Source organism: Pseudoalteromonas sp. P1-16-1b (assembly GCF_001401785.1).
In the GTDB taxonomy this organism is placed as follows: domain Bacteria; phylum Pseudomonadota; class Gammaproteobacteria; order Enterobacterales; family Alteromonadaceae; genus Pseudoalteromonas; species Pseudoalteromonas undina.
The window spans coordinates 86,659-106,273 of record NZ_LKGQ01000006.1; the positions used below are offsets into that span (position 1 = coordinate 86,659).

The following is a 19,615-nucleotide window of genomic DNA, read 5'->3' on the forward strand; positions in this document are numbered from 1 at the left end:
TTTTTGCGTTAATTTACACTTAAAATTACGCCATGTAATTTTCTGGCATATCAATTTGTGCCACACCCGAATCAACTGCAGCTTGAGCAACGGCTTTGGCGATACGAGGCAGTAAGCGCGGATCCATAGGTTTTGGTATAATATATTTAGCACCAAACTCTAATTTATCGATACCTGCAGCAGTCAGTACTTCAGCCGGAACTGGCTCTTTAGCAATACTGCGAATTGCCTCTACAGCAGCTATTTTCATTTCATCGTTTATTTCACTTGCGCGTACATCTAGTGCGCCGCGGAAAATAAATGGAAAACAAAGTACGTTGTTAACTTGGTTCGGATAATCAGAGCGGCCAGTCGCCATAATAAGATCGTTGCGTGCAGCATGTGCTAATTGCGGATCAATTTCAGGATCGGGGTTTGAACATGCAAATACAACTGGGCGGTCAGCCATTAACTTCAAATCATCGGCGGCTAATAAATTAGGGCCTGATACACCAACAAACACATCGGCATCTTCAATTACGTCCTGTAAAGTACGTTTATCCGTGTTGTTTGCAAATAATTGCTTATATTCATTTAAGTCATCACGACGTGTATGAATAACGCCTTTACGGTCTAACATATAAATGTGTTCACGCAGTGCGCCACACTTAATTAAAAGCTCCATACAGGCAACAGCTGCAGCGCCGGCACCTAAACACACGATAATCGCATCTTCAATTGCTTTACCTTGTACTTCTAGCGCATTTAGCATACCCGCAGCCGTTACAATTGCCGTACCATGTTGATCATCATGAAACACAGGAATGCTGCAACGTTCTATAAGTGCTTTTTCTATCTCAAAACATTCTGGCGCTTTAATATCTTCTAGGTTGATACCACCAAACGTGTCTGCAATATTCGCAACCGTGTTGATAAAGTCTTCGGTTGTGCGGTGCTTAACTTCTATATCAATTGAATCTAGGCCTGCAAAACGTTTAAATAATAATGCTTTGCCTTCCATTACTGGTTTTGAGGCCAGAGGGCCTAAATTACCTAAGCCTAAAATTGCGGTGCCGTTAGTAATAACCGCAACCATATTTCCTTTACCAGTATACTTATAGGCATTTGCTGGATCAGCGGCAATTTCACGAACAGGTTCTGCAACACCTGGGCTATATGCGAGCGCGAGGTCTTTAACCGTCTCAGCGGGCTTGGTCAGCTCAATACTGATTTTACCTGGAACGGGATGGGCATGGTAATGTAGTGCTTGTTCACGAAAATCTGACATAACGCGATTATATCCTGCAATTTAAGTTAAAGTGAGAGGTAGTTTTATTCTACGATACCTTTATTATTTTTAAATTCCAAGCAATATCAGGTCTATCCTGTTATATGCTAGAACTCTTAATTTTAAGTGATTTATCAGCAACTTCCCTAGATTATCCTGACATTTTTAAAATATAAATTCGTCATAAAAATGAAAATTACAGGTCGTTTTTACCCTTATTCAATATTTATGAAATACTCTTTTCAGTCTTAAATTAAAATAGTGAAATACCGAACTTTGTTTAACTTTAAATACAAATAACTTCACGTTAACTACATTTAAGTACCATATTTAAAGTGTAACAAATAAAAATATAGATAATATTGGCAATTTTGTCTGCAAATGTTTATGCATATTCGGAATAAGAACAGGAAATAGTTATGCAAAAATAATAAATACAAAACTGTTATAAAAATGGAGGGATAAGTGAATTTTAGGCACAAAAAAAGCACCCTAAGGTGCTTTTTTTTACATAGAAACAAAAAATTATTTTTTGCTGCTAAGTGCACCGAAGCGCTTGTTGAAGCGATCAACACGGCCGCCAGTGTCTAAAATCTTTTGCTTACCAGTGTAAAACGGGTGACACGCAGAACATACGTCTAAGTGAATGTCTTTACACAAAGTAGAACGAGTTTCGAATTTGTTTCCGCATGAACAAGTTGCAGAAATTACTTCGTACTTAGGGTGAATACCTTCTTTCATAGGAACCTCTAGTTAAGGCCGCATCGCTCTCCAAACCCGAAGTCTGGCACCATACGTCGTTAAAACAAATTTATTGGTCGCGAATTTTATCCAACAACCCGCACGCACACAAGCTTTAATTATTCTTTTTACTAAAAAGTCGGCAAACACCTATTGATTACTGATTTGTCGGTAGGCTTTTAATACTATTTTTAGTACATTAGGCTATTAGGTTTCTTAGTTGAGTTGTTATGTGTTTTGTTGAAGTTGCAATAAAAGTCCCCTTACCTCGCACCTTTGATTATAAAGTGGATGAGCAATTAACACCGCTGACTCAATTGCAGCCTGGCATGCGCGTACTCGTCCCTTTTGGCAATCAACGAAAAGTAGCGGTTATCCTTAGTTTAAAAACCGATACAGAAGTTCCTGAAGGCAAAATCAAATCTATTATTGAAGTAATTGATAATTCGCCGGTGTTATCTGCGCAACATTTGGAGCTGCTGAAGTTTACTGCGCGTTATTATTGTTATCCACTAGGTGAAACTATTCATATTGCACTCCCCAATGCGCTGCGCCAAGGTGAATGCCCTGATAAAACCAGTATAAATATGCTGACGTTAACTGATAAAGGGGCGCTTTTACCATCTTTAAAAGCTAAAACACAGCTTAACTTGCTTAAGCAATTATCTGCATCGGGTAAATCATCATTAACGGAACTAAAAGCACTCGGGTTTAATAAAAAGACTATTGATAGCCTGTTGGCAAAAGAGTTGATAGTGCAAACCATTGAACATGACAATCAATGGCAACATGCCTCTCCTACTGTGGGCACTAAGCCTCGCTTAAATAAAGAACAAGCGATTGCTTGCACAGCTATTAATCAAAGCACCGGTTTCAATAGCTTTTTACTTGAAGGTGTCACTGGTAGCGGTAAAACAGAAGTTTACCTACAGTGTCTTGAAGAGGTGTTAAAGCGTGGAGAGCAAGCGTTAGTACTTGTTCCTGAGATAGGTCTAACACCGCAAACAGTGAATCGTTTTAGGCGCCGCTTCCCTGACACGCCAATTATGCTATGGCATTCAGCGCTCACCGATAACGAGCGCCTGCAAACATGGCGGTTTTGTGAAAAAGGCAGTTGTGCCATCGTTATAGGTACTCGTTCGAGTATTTTTCTGCCCTTTTTAAAACTCGGGATGATTGTGGTTGATGAAGAACATGATGCTTCATTTAAACAACAAGATACTTTACGCTATCATGCACGCGATTTAGCAGCGTATCGTGCTTATCAGCATAACATTCCGCTTATTTTAGGCAGTGCGACTCCCGCATTAGAAACACTGCACAAAGCAATTAATAACAAATACCAGTTACTCACATTAAGTGAGCGAGCACAAACTGCCACCGATAATCAATTTAAGCTTCTCGACATGAAAGGTCAGCCTGATCAAGCAGGTATTGCCCATGCGAGCCTAGCGATAATGCGCCAGCACCTGAATAAAGGTAAGCAGGTAATGGTATTTTTAAACCGCCGTGGTTTTTCGCCTACTTTAATATGTCATGAGTGTGGTTGGTTAAGTGAATGTAATCGCTGCAGCACGAGTGCAACCTTTCATAAAGCCATCGGTCAGATGATTTGCCATCACTGTGGTGACCAATATCAAGTACCGCATCAATGCCCTGACTGTGGAAGCACGCAGATATTTCCTAACGGCAAAGGCACCGAACAGATAGAAGAATTTTTGAGTACTGAATTTAAAGACATTCCAATTAGCCGAATAGATCGCGACTCTACGAGGCGCAAAGGCAGCCTTGAAAAAGCATTGGATGAAATAAACCAAGGCGGCGCACGCATTTTAGTCGGTACGCAAATGCTGGCCAAAGGCCACCACTTTGCGGATGTAAGCTTAGTACTTATTTTAGACGTAGATAGTGGTTTATATTCGTGTGACTTTAGGGCAACAGAACACCTTGCTCAATTAGTGACACAGGTTGCAGGTAGAGCAGGACGTTCTGGTGAGCCCGGTGAAGTATTATTACAAACACACTTCCCTGAGCACCCGTTATTACAAGATTTAGTTAATAACGGCTATCAAGATTTTGCCCGCTTTGCGCTCACTGAGCGCAGTGACGCGCAACTGCCGCCCATCACCAGTATGGCGATAGTTCGTGCACAGGGACATAACATTAAGCAAGTCGTCGACTTTCTAACGGATTTGGTTCCTGTCAATGGGGTATCTGGTATACAATTGCTTGGACCAATCCCAGCACCTTTAGAAAAGATTGCGGGGATGTATCGTTTTCAATTACATATTCAAGCGCAAGATCGACGCATTTTACACCCGTATCTTGCACAAATGGTTGATTATCTCAGCACCAGCAAACTAGCTCAAAAAGTTCGCTGGAGTTTAGACGTAGACCCTACAGACATGATTTAGGTAAGGCCACACATAACACCATGGCACAGCACGATTATATTAATAAAAAACCAAAAAATAGAAAAAATACCAAACAAGAACCGGCTAAAAAACCTTTTCCGCTGTTATTAACCCTGATTGCACTAGTACTTGTGGGTGGCTTTGCATATGGACTCTGGTTTGTTAAAAATAATGCCGATCCTGATCTTGTTGAAAAACAAGCAAACCCAACAGCCGAAAAACAAGTAGAAATAGCTAAACCGCGACCACCTAAATTTATTAAAGAAATTAAAGAGCATGAAATTCAAGTTGAAGTGAAAGAACTTGAACAAAAAGGCCCGTATGTTATGCAGTGTGGTTCATTTAAAACGCATCAACAAGCTGAAACCTTAAAGGCTAAAATAGCCTTTGCTGGGCTAATTTCAGAGATCAAAAAAGCCACAGGTACCAATGGTGTTTGGTATAAGGTGCGTTTAGGGCCTTATGAAACCAAGCGCCAAGCAGAAAGTGATAAAAATAAACTAAAACGAATTAATATCGTTGGCTGCGGAATTTGGGGCTGGACTTGAATTTAAACCATTCACCCATATAACCTCTTCATAATCGTTTTTTACGCGCTGCCCCCTTGCAGCGCGATGATGAGGAATAACATGACTACAATCGTAAGTGTACGCCGTGATGACAAAGTTGTTATTGGTGGTGACGGCCAAGTCTCCCTTGGTAATACTGTAATGAAGGGCAATGCCCGAAAAGTTCGACGTCTTTATAATGGCAAAGTAATTGCTGGTTTTGCTGGCGGTACTGCTGATGCCTTCACCCTTTTCGAACGTTTTGAAAGCAAATTAGAAATGCACCAAGGTAATCTAACTAAAGCGGCCGTAGAAATGGCTAAAGATTGGCGTAGCGATCGCGCCCTACGTAAACTTGAAGCCCTGCTAGCTGTCGCTGATGAAACTGCCTCACTGATCATCACTGGTAATGGTGACGTCGTACAACCTGAAAACGACCTGATCGCAATTGGCAGTGGCGGAAACTTTGCGCAATCTGCTGCAACCGCCTTATTAGAAAATACCGACTTAAGTGCTCGTGAAATTGTAGAGAAAAGCCTAACAATTGCTGGCAACATCTGTGTATTTACGAATAACTTCCAAACTATCGAAGAATTGTAATAGGAACTCGCCATGTCTGATATGACCCCAAGAGAAATTGTTCATGAGCTAGACCAGCATATTATTGGTCAAGCAAAAGCAAAAAAAGCGGTTGCTATTGCCCTTCGTAATCGCTGGCGCCGTATGCAGTTAAACGAAGACTTACGCACAGAAGTAACGCCAAAGAATATTTTAATGATTGGCCCAACTGGTGTAGGTAAAACAGAAATTGCGCGTCGTTTAGCAAAACTTGCTAATGCCCCTTTTATCAAAGTTGAAGCCACTAAATTTACAGAGGTGGGTTATGTAGGTAAAGAAGTTGAAACTATCATCCGTGATTTAGTTGATGTTTCAATTAAAATGACTCGTGAGCAACAAACTAAAAAGTTTAAACACCGTGCAGAAGAAGCTGCAGAAGAGCGTATTTTAGATGTATTACTGCCTCCAGTGAAAGATCAATACGGTGAAGTTCAGCGCGATGATAACTCATCAACACGCCAATCGTTTCGTAAAAAATTACGTGAAGGCCAGTTAGATGACAAAGAAATTGATATTGACTTAGCGCAAGCCCAGCCGAATGTTGAAATTATGGCTCCTCCTGGCATGGAAGAAATGACCAACCAGCTACAGGGTATGTTTCAAAATATGGGTGGTGATAAACGCACTAAACGTAAGCTTAAAATTAAAGAAGCGTTTAAATTACTTACCGAAGAAGAAGCCGGTAAGTTAGTCAACCCTGAAGAATTGAAAGAGCAAGCAATTTTTGCGGTAGAGCAAAATGGCATTGTGTTTATTGATGAAATAGACAAAATCTGTAAGCGTGGTGAAGCTTCAGGCCCAGATGTAAGCCGTGAAGGTGTACAACGTGATTTATTACCGCTTATTGAAGGCTCTACGGTTAATACTAAGCATGGTATGGTTAAAACTGACCACATGCTATTTATTGCCTCAGGTGCATTCCAAATGTCTAAGCCATCAGACATGATCCCTGAACTACAAGGCCGTTTACCTATTCGTGTTGAACTTGAAGCACTAACAGCCGATGACTTTAAGCGTATTTTAACTGAGCCACACGCATCACTTACTGAACAACAACGTGAGCTACTTAAAACAGAACAAGTTGCTATTGAGTTTAGCGACGATGCAATTGAGCGTATTGCTAAAGCCGCGTGGCAGGTTAATGAGAAAACTGAAAACATCGGTGCTCGCCGTCTGCATACTGTTATGGAAAGATTAATGGAAGAAATTTCATATGATGCTTCAGAAAAAGCAGGTTCAAGTTTAGTTATTGACGCTGCCTATGTTGAAAAGCACCTAGGTGCACTGGTTGAAGATGAAGACTTAAGTCGCTTTATTCTTTAATTGCAAAGACATAAAACGTTATACTAAAGCCTCCAGCATGGAGGCTTTTTTGTAAGTGAGATGACAATGAAACAAGTAACTAAAGTGCACTATCATAGTGTAAGTAAAAATTTAGATGTGTTTTTTGATGATCATTCAGAGACAACCTTCAGTGCGGAGTTTTTACGGGTACACTCTCCCTCAGCCGAGGTTCAAGGCCATGGCTCTGAACCTATGAAGTTGGTACTTAATAAACAAGCTGTGGCTATTAAAACCATTACACCCGTAGGGCATTACGCATTACGTTTAGAGTTTGACGATGGTCATAATAGCGGGCTATTTAGCTGGCAATATTTTGCTAAGCTGCAGGCTGAGAAAGCGAGCTTGTGGGACACATATTTAGAACGTGTTAAACAGCATGAAGATAACAAAGACAGCGTACCAATAAAATTTGTACCTTAGCGCCAGTGGGGATGCTTCTGCTTAGTTAGTAAGAAAAAAGCGGCAATTAAGCCACTTTTTTCTATGGAAAGTTATACTTTATATTTTGAGATTGCTTGATGAAGCACCCTTGATTGCTCAGATACCTCTTCACTGGTTTGCGCATTAGTTTGTGAGTGAGCGGCAGCTCCTTCAGCAATATCTCGAATACGGACTACATTTTTATTAACCTCTGATGCTACCTGACTCTGTTCATCAATAGCAGTGGCTATATGTGTACTCATTTCCATAATCGTTTGCACATCAACAGTGATTGCTCCTAGCAATTCACCCGCTTTTGTTGCTTGTGTTGCACTCTCACCACCCTGAGTACGACACTGATGCATAATACTCACTACCTCTTGGGTACGCTGTTGTAAGGTGTTAATAATACCTTCAATTTCGCTAGTTGACTCTTGCGTGCGTTGTGCAAGTGAGCGCACCTCATCTGCAACAACCGCAAAACCACGACCTTGCTCACCCGCTCTTGCTGCTTCAATAGCCGCATTTAGAGCCAGTAAATTAGTTTGTTCTGCAATGGCACGAATTACATCAAGTACAGAGCCAATGGTTTCACCATCTTTTTCTAGCTGTGACACCACGCTAGAGGCCTTACCAAGCGAATCAGACAAAGCATTAATATGTTTAATGGTTGACTCTACTTCAACTTGACCTTGTTGAGCACTTACATTGGTTGATTCAGCTTTTTTAGCTGCAGCTTCTGTATTATGTGAAATATCTTGAATCGTTGCTTGCATTTCTGTGGCTGCCGTTGCCACCATGTCCGCTTCATGCAATTGCTCTTGCATGCCAGAACTAGTTGCTGAGGTTGTTTCAGATAAGTTACCCGTTGCTATATTAAGCGTTGTCAGAGCAGTATTTACTTCATAGATAAGATCTTTAAAGTCGCTAATCAAGCTATTAAAATCTATGGTCATCCTAGTGACTTCATCTTCTCCTTTGTGCTCTATGAATAAGCTTAAATCATTGTTTCGTCTTATCTTGTCAATAGTTTGATAAACTTTCTCAATAGGCTGAATTATTGAGCGGCTAGTTAAATACACAAGGACCATAACAATAATACTGGCAGCTATAAATATCGCTATTGCTAATAATTGCGCCTGCTGAGCTGTCTCACTCACTTGCTTTTTAGTGGCCGTAGTAATGGCAGTAACCACATCATCACTTTTCTTAACACTAACTCTCATTTTCCCAAGAGCACCCGAATCTAAATCAACCCCTAAGGCGACTTGTGCATCGACTAGTGCGGTAAATTTGCCTTGGTAATTAGTCATTAATGAGGTTAATTGATTGCGTATATTACTAGGTATTTCTGCGGTATTTATTTGTTGTTTTAACTCATCACCCAATTTATTAAATCGGTCTAAATATTTGGTATCTAAACGTAACATAAAGTCTTTTTCAGCACGGCGTAGCTGCAGCATAGTAGTAAGTAATTTATAATTATTTTGCTGGTTCAGCAGTGTTTCAATGTTGTGTACTGACTCACGCAATTCGCCATAGAGTGCATCTTTAGGGTGTAAACCTATCTTTCGCTGTAAATTAACAACAACTTGAAAGTCATCATAATACTGCTTTGCAAGCGCCTCAAATTGGTTAACCTGAGCAATGGCAATATCTAAATCGTTTGATAAAACAGATAGTTTCCCCAGTTTTAGCTGAAGCTGTTTATATTCATTGGTGAATAAATCTAAGCTATTTTCATCTTTATAAAATAAAAAATCTTTTTCATATTTACGCATCGAAAGCTCATGCACATCAAGTTCTTCGGCGTATTGAATTGTTTCATTTAATTTAAGCATTACACGTGCTTCATAAATGATAATGCATAGCATGACAATCATTGCTAAGCCAACAACTAGGGCATTTAGTTGCAAACGGCGTTTTATCGTCAGATTTTGTAAAAAATTCATTGTAAATACCTATATTAAATTTGCCAGCGCAGTATAACGTGATGCTTCATTTCATTTAAATCATTAAGTTTGAACAAAATAAAAGGGGTCGCCGGTAAAATTTAACCATTTACAAACTCCTTTTAAACAAATGGACAATATTAAACCATTGGCCTAACCACAGTATTACTCAATTTTACAACTCTTGCCACTGAAGAGGAAAAGTTCAGCTGCATCAAAGATGCAATACACCTGTTTGTAATCTTGTTGTGAATAAATGACAAGTTTATGAAAGAATTATTATTCTTATAGTTGATTTAGTTCTAATTATGGCTAAATTTACTGCGATTAAGTCGTTGTTATTGCCTATAAGGAGGGTATACTGAGTTACTAACTTATGTATCTTTTGAGGATAAAATAATGGATTACAGCACTTCTGATTTATGTGACCACTTTGCTGATGTGGTTGACGTGCTTGAACCTATGTTCATCAACTTTGGTGGTCGACACAGTTTTGGTGGCCGCATTAAAACGGTAAAATGTTTTGAAAACAATGAACTGATCCGCCAATTACTTTCTCAAGATGGTACTGATCAGATTTTACTTATTGATGGCGGCGGCTCAACTCGCAGAGCATTAATCGACATTGAGCTGGCTGAGCTGGCACTAGAAAACAATTGGCAAGGTATTATTGTATATGGTGCATTACGTCACGTTGATGAGCTTGAAGAACTTGATTTAGGGATCCAAGCTATTGCATCAATTCCTGTTGCAGCAGACAGTGAAGGCGCGGGCGAAAGCGGTATAGGGGTTAATTTTGCTGGCGTATCATTTTTTGATGATGACTTTGTTTATGCCGACAGTACAGGTATTGTACTTTCTGCTGAAGAATTAGAGCTAGAAATAATAGAACTTTAGTGTGACTGTTCAGCTTAAAATATATAACGAAAGCACGGTAAAGGAAATTTGCTCTGACCGTGCTGGAGAGCTAAAAGCATGGCAGTCGATGGCATTACTCGATGCCCGCGACAATATCCAACAAGCGCTTGCTGATGCCGTACAATTTGGTATGCGCTTTGTCTTACTCGGCATATGTGAAGACATTGGACCGAGAGCCAACCTAGGAAAAGGCGGTGCACAGTATGCTTGGCCTGCTTTTTTACAACGGTTTTTAAACCAACCTCACAATAATGCCATCGCTATGCAAAAAGTGTTACTGCTTGGCGAAGTTAACCTCGACGATTTAATGCAACAAGCCCAAACGCTTGATAATCATAATCCAAACGACTTAGCTCAATTGCGTAAGCTGTGCGCTGAAGTAGATGAGCGAGTTGAAGCAATTTTAGACATGGTTTTTAAAGCGGGCCTTGAACCTATTATTATTGGCGGCGGACACAATAACTGTTTGGGTATTATTCGCTCGCTTGCCAAACATAGCCACAGCGCAATTAACGCGATTAATTTAGATCCTCATGCCGACTTTCGTGAGTGTGAAGGTAGGCACAGTGGTAATGGGTTTAGCTACGCTTACCAAGAGCAGCTGCTCAAGAATTACCATGTTATTGGCTTACATGAGCTAAAAAACAATCAACCTATTTTTGATGCTATGCAGAGCGCTAACTTTAGCTACACAAGCTATCAAACAATTAATGTGAAGCGCGAAATAAACTTAACAGAAGCAACCACCCATGCACTCCAAAGGTTTGATAACGCACCGCTAGGGGTAGAAGTTGATTTAGATAGCTTAACCAATATGCCTGCAAGTGCCTTTAATTACTGTGGTTTTGATGTCAGCGATGGTGAGCATTATGTTTACTTAGCTGCAAATGATCCGCGCAGTGCTTATTTACACTTATGCGAAGCAGCACCTTCACAACACCCTCATTCTATAACTGCAGGTAAATTACAGTGTGGCCAAGTGATCAGTGCTTTAGTTAATACCTATTTACAAACAAAACTAAGCCTTTAAAACACACTTAAAGTTCTTGTGCTTCTAACCATTGCTTAAACCAACTCATTAATCCTAAACTGCTCAATGGGTGTCCAAAATAGTATCCCTGTGAAGCATAGGCTTTTAGACTTTTTACAAACTTTAGTTGATCGAGTGTTTCAACACCTTCAAAAATAACTTTCGTCTGTTGCTGGTTATGCATTTCAACCATGCCACCTACTAAACTACGTATATTATTTTGATTACTAAAGTCTGCAGTTAATGCTGGCGATACTTTAATATATTCCACCGCTAAACTAGGTAACTTAGAAAGTAATACAGGGTTATCACCTAAACCATCAACACACACTTTTAAACCTAAACTATTAAGCCTTGCAATCATGGCTCTGCCTTTATCATCTAAGCTAGTAAAAATATGTAGCGGACATTCTAAAATTAAATCACCAGGCCTGAGTTGATGCTCACCAATAACCCCATAAACAAAATCCACAAACTCTTCGTTGAGCATTTCCGGGCCAAATAAATTAACACTTAAAGGTACCGACATTCCTTCCATACGAAGTGCCATGGCAAGCTCTCCAGCACGTTCAATAACAAAGGTCGCGAGAGAATAACCAAGCCCTGCAATTCTAATATCATTGATAAATCGACTCGCCGACAAAGTCCCTTGAGTTGGATGCTGCCAACGTAATAGCAATTCTAAAAATTCGATTTGGCCATCACTATTTCGAATCACAGGTTGAAAAAACAGTTCAAACTCATCAGCAAAACTGATATTCGCCAGCTCAGTTAATCGCGCTTGCTGCTCTAAGTGCTCAACCGTCATCTGCTGATGATAAGCCACTATTTGTTTATCAGGTCGGCTATCAAGTGCTAAGTAAGCATGACTAATTAACTCATCAAAGCTACTGCTTTGCTGCTCACAATGTACATAACTGGCTCTTACTTTTACTTCAATCGTACAATTAGCTACATTAAAGGGCTTTAAAGTCGCGCCAATAATTTGCTTTATAAGCTGTTGATGTAAATGATTATGGCTTTGTAAATCACAAATAAATGCAAAGTTTAACCCACCCAAATGCGCTAACTTAGCCTGCTCGTCAAGATAAAACACTTCATCACTATTTAATAAGTCTTTTATTCTATTTGCCGACTGAGACAAGAGTAAATCACCAAAATCTCGGCCAATGTGTTGATTAACCTGCGCAAAGCCCTCCAATCTTAAAACAATAAGTGCAGCTCTGAATGAATCTTCATTAATAAGCTCATTATATTTTTGACGTAACTGTTGTTTATCTGGGAAGCTAGTTAAAGGTGAATTTTCAACATACACCTCAGGGTCGGTTTGCGGCTTTAAGGGTGGAGCAATCTGTGGTGCATTATCCATTGAAAAGCTACTGCTACTGAGCAGTAAAATTGGAATAAGTAACCACGCTAAATGTAGCGTAAAAAAGAGGTAACCAATAAATAATAAAGCAAGTAACCCTGTTGCACAGGCACTAACAAGTAATGGGAGTTTTTGCTTTAGTAAATTCGCTTGATATAAATGAAAACCAAACCCCAGAGCCAATAACACAACAAACCAAGGAATGGCAGTACTAACCATAGCTAAACCAATCAGCCCGGTGCATAAAAGGATGAGTCTTATTACGTTACTTTTAACGGTTAACAATACAGCAACCATTGCCATTAAAAGCGCACCACTTAAAAATATAGCTAAATTACTGTAGCTCAATAACGTTCCATCCATAGCTGAGGTACTCACTGACATTAAATAAAACATGGGTTTAAGAGTTAAGTCTTATAATTAGCTAAGTTTACCCAATATCCATAAATTTAACAGTTTATTTACTCCAAACTGATAACTTAATTGTGCTGGATGCTCAATTTGCCAATGTGCTATATCAGCGCGAGCACCTACTTTTAATACGCCTCTATCAGTAAAACCAAGAGCCTGAGCTCCGTGTGCAGTGACTCCCATTAATGCTTGCTCTGGAGTAAAATTAAATAATGTACAAGCCATATTCATCATTAATTGCAAAGAACATAACGGTGATGTGCCGGGGTTAAAATCACTGGCAATTGCGATGGGAACCTTGTATTTATTTAACAGTTCAATCGGAGGGTATTTCGTTTCTTTTAAAAAATAAAAAGCACCGGGCAGTAATACCGCCACAGTACCTGCATTTGCCATAGCTTTAACACCGGCTTCATCAAGATATTCCAAATGATCGGCCGACAAACCATTGTATTGCGCCACCAGCGCAGCACCTTGTTGATTGGATAACTGCTCAGCATGACACTTAATTGCTAACCCCAGCTTTTTAGCCGCATCAAATACTCGCTGCGTTTGCGCATAACTAAAGCCAATATCCTCACAAAACACGTCAACCGCATCGACTAAATCATGTTCAACAAGTGTGTTGAGCATTTCATTACACACTAAATTTATATAATCATCACTGCGATTTTTAAACTCTAAAGGCAATGCATGCGCGCCTAAAAAGGTATTAATGACTTCAATAGGATGATGTTGATTTAAAAGCCTAGCGACTTCTAATATTTTTTTCTCATTTTCTATATCAAGCCCGTACCCTGACTTAATTTCTACCGTAGTGACACCTTCAGCTAGCAGTGCATTTAAACGATCTTTTGCTGCTACAAATAATTGTTCGTGGTCAGCCTTTCGGGTTGCTTTAACTGTACTTGCAATCCCACCCCCTTGCGCGGCAATTTGCTGATAACTTACCCCCTGTAAACGCTGCTCAAACTCCTGTGCACGAGAACCGGCAAACACTAAGTGAGTATGGCAATCCACTAAACCCGGAGTTAACCACTGTCCTTTGATACTTACTACCGGAGTGGCTAATACATCAAAGTCAGGCAACTCAGTTTGCTTACCTAACCATGCTATTTTGCCATTTTTAATTGCTAAAGCCGCATTTTCTATCGCTCCATAAGGCGCATCAATGTTGCTATCCATAGTGGCAATATTGGCATCGGTGAGTAATAAATCGATATCATTTAACTGTTCTGTGGATTCTGTAGCTTGCATAAGTCTCTCCGCGATAGTGTTCAAACGAGTTTAAAAACACATCTTGTATATACAAGATGATTATGCCATCTTACTAGGTATTGTTTATTTTTAATATACTAAAAATATTTATGCCAGCACCTAAGTTTACGCAAATAAAACAATTTATTGTGGACAAAATACGCAGTGGGCTTTGGCTTGAAAACCAACGTGTCCCTTCAGAAAATGAACTAGCAAAACAATTTACAGTAAGCAGAATGACCGCACGTCGGGCACTTAGCGAACTCACTGATGCGGGCATTTTAACCCGTAGCCAAGGTCTAGGAACGTTTGTAGCAAGCTTCAAGTCTCAGTCGTCATTACTTGAAATAAAAAACATCGCCAATGAAGTAAAAGAGCGAAACGGAAACTACAGCTGCACAGTGCAAGTATTAGAATCGATTAATGCCGTCGCGCCAATTGCAATTGCTTTAGGTGTAGAAGTAGATAGCGTGGTGTATCGCAGTGTCATTATTCATAATGAAAACGACAGTCCCTTGCAAGTAGAGGAGCGCTTTGTAAATCCCCCCCTTGCAAAAGATTATTTACAACAAGATTTTACCTCCCTTACCCCACACGAGTACTTATCAACAGTTGCCCCTTTAACGCAAGCGAGGCATACGGTAGAGGCTATTACGCCAAACAGTGAAATGTGCCAATGGCTTAATTTATATAACGAAGAGCCCTGTTTACAAGTAATACGCCGTACTTGGTCGGTAAACGGAATTGTTAGTTTTGCACGACTTATATCGCCGGGCAGTAAGTACCGCTTGGGCGGACAATTAACATTTAAAAACAATAATAAAGCCCATAACGCTTAAATTTAACAGGAGTGAATAATGGATCATCGACTGGACACACAACGCACAATTCGCGCACAGCATGGTAATCAAATATCTACTAAAAGCTGGCAAACCGAAGCAGCTAAACGCATGCTAATGAATAATTTAGACCCTGATGTTGCCGAGCACCCTCAAGCTTTGGTGGTGTATGGCGGAATTGGCCGTGCTGCCCGTGACTGGCCAAGCTACGACAAAATAATTGAGACGCTTGAGCGCCTTGACGATGACGAAACCCTATTAGTGCAATCAGGTAAACCGGTGGGGGTATTTAAAACTCATAGCAACGCACCGCGGGTATTAATTGCAAATTCTAACCTTGTTCCACACTGGGCTAACTGGGAACATTTTAACGAGTTAGATAAAAAAGGCTTGATGATGTACGGCCAAATGACCGCTGGCTCTTGGATTTATATTGGCTCTCAAGGCATAGTGCAAGGCACTTACGAAACCTTTGTAGCTATGGCAAAACAACATTTTTCAGGCGATGCCAAAGGTAAGTGGGTGCTAACAGGTGGCCTCGGAGGAATGGGCGGTGCACAACCATTAGCAGCAACCATGGCAGGCTTTAGTGCCTTAGTAGTGGAATGTGATGAAAGCCGTATCGATTTTCGAATAAAAACAGGGTACGTCGATGTAAAAGCCACAGACCTTGAGCATGCATTAAAATTAATAACCGATGCCTGCGTAAAAGGTGAAGCGCTTTCTGTGGGTTTACTTGGTAACGCGGCTGATGTTTTTAGTACCTTAGTAAAAAGTGGTATTACTCCCGATATAGTCACCGATCAAACCTCAGCCCATGATCCGCTTAACGGCTACCTGCCACAAGGTTGGAGTATGGAGCATGCTGCAAAAATGCGAATCGATAATCCACAAGCAGTGGTGAAAGCGGCCAAACAGTCAATGGCTGTTCAAGTAACAGCGATGTTGGCACTGCAAGATGCAGGCGCGGCAACGACTGATTACGGCAATAATATTCGTCAAATGGCGCTCGAAGAAGGCGTAACAAATGCATTTGATTTCCCTGGATTTGTACCTGCTTATATTCGTCCATTATTTTGTGAAGGCATTGGCCCATTTAGATGGGTAGCACTCTCAGGCGATCCCGAAGATATTTACAAAACAGACGCAAAAGTAAAAGAACTAATTCCTGATGATAAGCATTTGCATAACTGGCTTGATATGGCGCGTGAGCGAATTCAATTTCAAGGATTACCTGCACGTATTTGTTGGGTTGGCTTAAAAGACCGAGCGCGCCTAGCGGTTGCCTTTAATGAAATGGTTAAAAACGGTGAGCTTAAAGCACCGGTAGTTATTGGCCGCGATCATCTTGACTCAGGCTCAGTAGCTAGTCCTAATCGTGAAACAGAGAGCATGCAAGATGGCTCCGATGCAGTCTCTGATTGGCCTTTATTAAATGCCCTGCTCAATACCGCAGGCGGTGCTACTTGGGTATCGCTTCATCATGGCGGTGGTGTAGGTATGGGCTTTAGCCAGCATTCAGGTGTGGTTATTGTTGCCGATGGTACCGATGAAGCAGAGCAACGCCTTGCAAGAGTGCTTTGGAATGATCCTGCTACCGGTGTGATGCGCCATGCCGATGCCGGTTATGACATTGCAAAAAATTGTGCACAACAACAAAACCTAGACCTACCTATGCTTAACAAGGATAAGTCATGATTTCATACACACTTACACCGGGTCAGCTTGAATTACATACCTTAAGAAAAATTAATCAATCGGCCGTAGATTTAACTTTGGCAACTGAAGCCGCTACACAAATAGCAGCCAGTGCCCAGACAGTTCAAGACGTAATAAACGAGCAGCGTACTGTATATGGTATTAATACCGGCTTTGGTTTATTAGCCAATACAAAAATAGCGAATGATGAGCTAGAACTATTACAACGCAGTATTGTGCTTTCACACGCTGCGGGCATTGGCGAGTTAATGGATGACAGCACGGTCAGATTAATGATCACCCTAAAAGTAAATTCTTTATCACGGGGTTATTCTGGTATTCGTCTAGCTGTAATTGAGTTTTTTATACAGCTACTTAAAAATGAAGTATACCCATGCGTGCCTAAAAAAGGCTCAGTGGGCGCATCGGGCGATTTAGCCCCCCTTGCTCATATGTGCCTGCCTTTATTAGGTGAAGGGAAAATGCGCTATCAAGGAGAGCTAATAAGCGCAGAACAGGGGTTAAAAATTGCAGGGCTTGAGCCACTGATATTAGCTGCGAAAGAAGGCTTAGCACTACTAAATGGCACACAGGCCTCTACTGCATTCGCACTGCAGGGCTTATTTAGAGCAGAAGATTTGTACGCACAAAGCTGTGTTATTGGCTCTATAAGTATTGAGGCCGCCATGGGCAGTCGCGCACCATTTGATGCTCGTATTCATGAGGTTCGTGGTCAAAAAGGGCAAATTGATACCGCGCACGTATTTAGAGAGCTATTAAGCACCCACTCACAAATTAGTGACTCACATATTAATTGTGAAAAAGTACAAGACCCATATTGCCTACGTTGCCAACCTCAAGTACTTGGTGCATGTTTAACCCAAATACGTCAAGCCGCCGAGGTACTACTGTGTGAGTCAAACGGGGTAACCGATAACCCACTCGTTTTTGCCGATGTGGGGGATATTATTTCAGGTGGAAATTTTCATGCTGAGCCCGTTGCTATGGCCGCTGATAACCTTGCGATTGCCATTGCCGAAATTGGCGCCTTAGCTGAGCGACGTATTGCCCTACTGATTGACTCTAATTTATCAAAATTGCCGCCATTTTTAGTTGAAAACGGTGGGGTAAATTCAGGGTTTATGATTGCTCAAGTAACCGCAGCTGCGCTCGCTTCTGAAAACAAGTCACTAGCACACCCGGCTTCGGTAGACAGCTTACCCACCTCAGCTAATCAAGAAGACCATGTCTCTATGGCAACTTTTGCTGCTAGGCGCTTAGTTGATATGGCTAATAATACGCAAGGCGTGTTAGCCGTTGAGTGGCTGAGTGCTTCTCAAGGGCTAGAGTTTAGAAAGCCGCTACATGCGTGTGAACAGGTGGAGCATGCTAAGGCGCTGCTACGCCAACATGTTAGCTATTACGACAAAGACCGTTACTTTGCCCCCGATATTGAAGCGGCTAACAGACTACTAAGTGAAGGTAAGTTGTGCGACTTTATAAAAAAATCGCCCTTACCTTCTTATTAAATAGCCTGAACTCTGGTTAAGAGATTTACTAACGTATTGAATCAATATGATATTTATGTTTATTTTCTCTAGCCAGAGATTTCCAGTGAAAACAAGGCGGAATTACGCGTCGAAAGCTCGCCTATTGCAAGTAAATTCAACGCAGTTAGCACTGAAAATAGCTGCTTGAGATAGATTTATTATTCAGAGTTCAGGTTAAATACCATACTGATAACTAAAACCCAGCGCTTCAATCGCTGAGCCAATAACTTTGCGCTCAGCGACTTCATCACTACTAAAACTTGGCATTTGTGTGCCATACAGTTCACACTTTTGTGCATAATAATCTGCTTTACTTGGGTGCGCAGGGTTAACTACATTATAAATGCTTTGCCCTTGTGTCCAATTGTTAAGTACCGCATAAATGGCATTGATCACATCTTGTTGATGCACCATGTTCACCACTTGCTGACTAGAGGTGTTGAGCTCTTTACCTGCCACAAAACGACCCGGCTCTCTGTTTGGCCCCAACAATCCGGCTAATCTTAGAACTTTACCTTGCTGCTCAAGTACTTGCTCTTCAGCATCATAGAGCTTTATTTGTCGCTCGTTAGTGCCAGATATATCGCTACTTTCACTATAAACTCCAGGCTCTTGATCATACACCCCAGTCGATGAGCACAATAAAAAACCTTTGCAATTAAGTTCAGTTGCCAGCTTTAACCCCTGCTCCAGCACCTGCGAATAATCACTTTCGCTGTCACGACTGCGCGGAGGTATAGCACACACCCAGTACGCGTTTTGTAAATCCACTTGGTGCTGCAGCTCGCCGTTTTGTAAAACAAACTGACGCTCAAAATCAAATTGATGGGTGTCACTACGATGAGTTCCTTGCACTTGCCAACCTTGTTTTTGTGCATCAATACATAAGGCTTGGCCAAGCCAACCAGCACCAAGGACTACTAAGTTATCTTTGTTGGTTTGCACTTTATTACCCTTTTATTAAACTCAAACAACGTGTTATGTAGCAATAAAAAAGATGACTAACTCTATGCTACTAAAAATAATATTAGCAAACGCTGGTTACAGAAGATATTAACATACACCTTTTTTACGATTAATAACCTCTTTAATGATAAAGCTTCCGTGCATACACATCTGCCGATAAACCGCATGACTTAAGTGACCTACCGAGAGTAATTAATAAAATTATTGCTCAATTTAAGGATTAAAAAACGATAGCGACAAACAAGGCATTTAAGGGTGAAATTTAAGCGCTTT

Annotated in this window: 16 protein-coding genes; 10 read left to right on the top strand and 6 right to left on the bottom strand. The window is 40.8% G+C overall.

The genetic code is table 11. The features are described 5' to 3' along the window. Positions 1 to 25: 25 nt before the first annotated feature. Positions 26 to 1,267, bottom strand: coding sequence for a malic enzyme-like NAD(P)-binding protein (locus tag AN392_RS06825; RefSeq protein ID WP_008465773.1), 1,242 nt, complete (start codon positions 1,265 to 1,267; stop codon positions 26 to 28). A gap of 525 nt (positions 1,268 to 1,792) precedes the next feature. Further along, a complete protein-coding gene (gene rpmE / locus AN392_RS06830; RefSeq protein WP_008115018.1) occupies positions 1,793 to 2,008 on the bottom strand; it encodes a 50S ribosomal protein L31 in 216 nt (71 codons plus the stop codon). A 230-nt stretch (positions 2,009 to 2,238) separates the two neighbouring features. Here rpmE and priA point away from each other — a divergent pair, with 230 nt between their 5' ends. From priA to AN392_RS06855, 5 genes are all read left to right on the top strand, one after another. Continuing rightward, positions 2,239 to 4,422: a primosomal protein N' gene (priA, locus tag AN392_RS06835; protein WP_055012265.1), complete on the top strand. Its 2,184-nt coding sequence runs from the start codon at positions 2,239 to 2,241 to the stop codon at positions 4,420 to 4,422. 20 nt (positions 4,423 to 4,442) lie between these two features. Then, positions 4,443 to 4,970: an SPOR domain-containing protein gene (locus tag AN392_RS06840; RefSeq protein ID WP_054202549.1), complete on the top strand. Its 528-nt coding sequence runs from the start codon at positions 4,443 to 4,445 to the stop codon at positions 4,968 to 4,970. Positions 4,971 to 5,051: 81 nt separating this feature from the next. Then, the gene (hslV, locus tag AN392_RS06845) at positions 5,052 to 5,570 is read left to right on the top strand and encodes an ATP-dependent protease subunit HslV (RefSeq protein ID WP_008115012.1); all 519 of its coding nucleotides are present in this window, start codon (positions 5,052 to 5,054) and stop codon (positions 5,568 to 5,570) included. Between the two features lie 12 nt (positions 5,571 to 5,582). Then, complete coding sequence (gene hslU, locus AN392_RS06850) at positions 5,583 to 6,911, top strand: HslU--HslV peptidase ATPase subunit (protein ID WP_054202550.1); 1,329 nt, start codon at positions 5,583 to 5,585, stop codon at positions 6,909 to 6,911. 66 nt (positions 6,912 to 6,977) lie between these two features. Next, positions 6,978 to 7,352 carry a gamma-butyrobetaine hydroxylase-like domain-containing protein gene (locus tag AN392_RS06855; RefSeq protein ID WP_055012266.1) on the top strand — a complete coding sequence of 125 codons (375 nt, stop codon included), beginning with the start codon at positions 6,978 to 6,980 and terminating at the stop codon, positions 7,350 to 7,352. Positions 7,353 to 7,423: 71 nt separating this feature from the next. On the opposite strand, the gene AN392_RS06860 is transcribed toward AN392_RS06855, so the two are convergent. Continuing rightward, positions 7,424 to 9,304, bottom strand: coding sequence for a methyl-accepting chemotaxis protein (locus AN392_RS06860; protein ID WP_010390403.1), 1,881 nt, complete (start codon positions 9,302 to 9,304; stop codon positions 7,424 to 7,426). Positions 9,305 to 9,703: 399 nt separating this feature from the next. Here AN392_RS06860 and rraA point away from each other — a divergent pair, with 399 nt between their 5' ends. Both rraA and AN392_RS06870 read left to right on the top strand, forming a co-directional pair. After that, a complete protein-coding gene (gene rraA, locus AN392_RS06865; RefSeq protein ID WP_008465762.1) occupies positions 9,704 to 10,201 on the top strand; it encodes a ribonuclease E activity regulator RraA in 498 nt (165 codons plus the stop codon). A gap of 1 nt (position 10,202) precedes the next feature. Next, positions 10,203 to 11,252 carry a formimidoylglutamase gene (locus AN392_RS06870; RefSeq protein WP_055012267.1) on the top strand — a complete coding sequence of 350 codons (1,050 nt, stop codon included), beginning with the start codon at positions 10,203 to 10,205 and terminating at the stop codon, positions 11,250 to 11,252. 7 nt (positions 11,253 to 11,259) lie between these two features. On the opposite strand, the gene AN392_RS06875 is transcribed toward AN392_RS06870, so the two are convergent. Together AN392_RS06875 and hutI are read right to left on the bottom strand one after the other, a co-directional pair. After that, the gene (locus AN392_RS06875; protein WP_010390400.1) at positions 11,260 to 12,984 is read right to left on the bottom strand and encodes a GGDEF domain-containing phosphodiesterase; all 1,725 of its coding nucleotides are present in this window, start codon (positions 12,982 to 12,984) and stop codon (positions 11,260 to 11,262) included. A gap of 57 nt (positions 12,985 to 13,041) precedes the next feature. After that, positions 13,042 to 14,289 (bottom strand): imidazolonepropionase, encoded by a 1,248-nt coding sequence (hutI, locus tag AN392_RS06880; RefSeq protein WP_055012268.1) that lies wholly within the window; start codon positions 14,287 to 14,289, stop codon positions 13,042 to 13,044. Positions 14,290 to 14,399: 110 nt separating this feature from the next. Here hutI and hutC point away from each other — a divergent pair, with 110 nt between their 5' ends. Genes hutC through hutH form a run of 3 tightly spaced genes read left to right on the top strand, consistent with a single transcriptional unit; the run spans position 14,400 to position 18,355 of the window. Continuing rightward, entirely contained in the window at positions 14,400 to 15,128 is a 729-nt protein-coding gene (gene hutC / locus AN392_RS06885) for a histidine utilization repressor (protein WP_055012269.1), read from the top strand. A gap of 18 nt (positions 15,129 to 15,146) precedes the next feature. Further along, complete coding sequence (hutU, locus tag AN392_RS06890; RefSeq protein ID WP_055012270.1) at positions 15,147 to 16,826, top strand: urocanate hydratase; 1,680 nt, start codon at positions 15,147 to 15,149, stop codon at positions 16,824 to 16,826. Next, entirely contained in the window at positions 16,823 to 18,355 is a 1,533-nt protein-coding gene (hutH, locus tag AN392_RS06895; protein ID WP_055012271.1) for a histidine ammonia-lyase, read from the top strand. Before hutU ends, hutH begins: the two co-directional genes overlap by 4 nt. A gap of 195 nt (positions 18,356 to 18,550) precedes the next feature. Here the strand turns inward: hutH and AN392_RS06900 are convergent, their stop codons facing one another. Continuing rightward, positions 18,551 to 19,321, bottom strand: a complete 771-nt coding sequence (locus AN392_RS06900; protein WP_055012272.1) for an NADP-binding protein — start codon at positions 19,319 to 19,321, stop codon at positions 18,551 to 18,553. Positions 19,322 to 19,615: the final 294 nt, after the last annotated feature.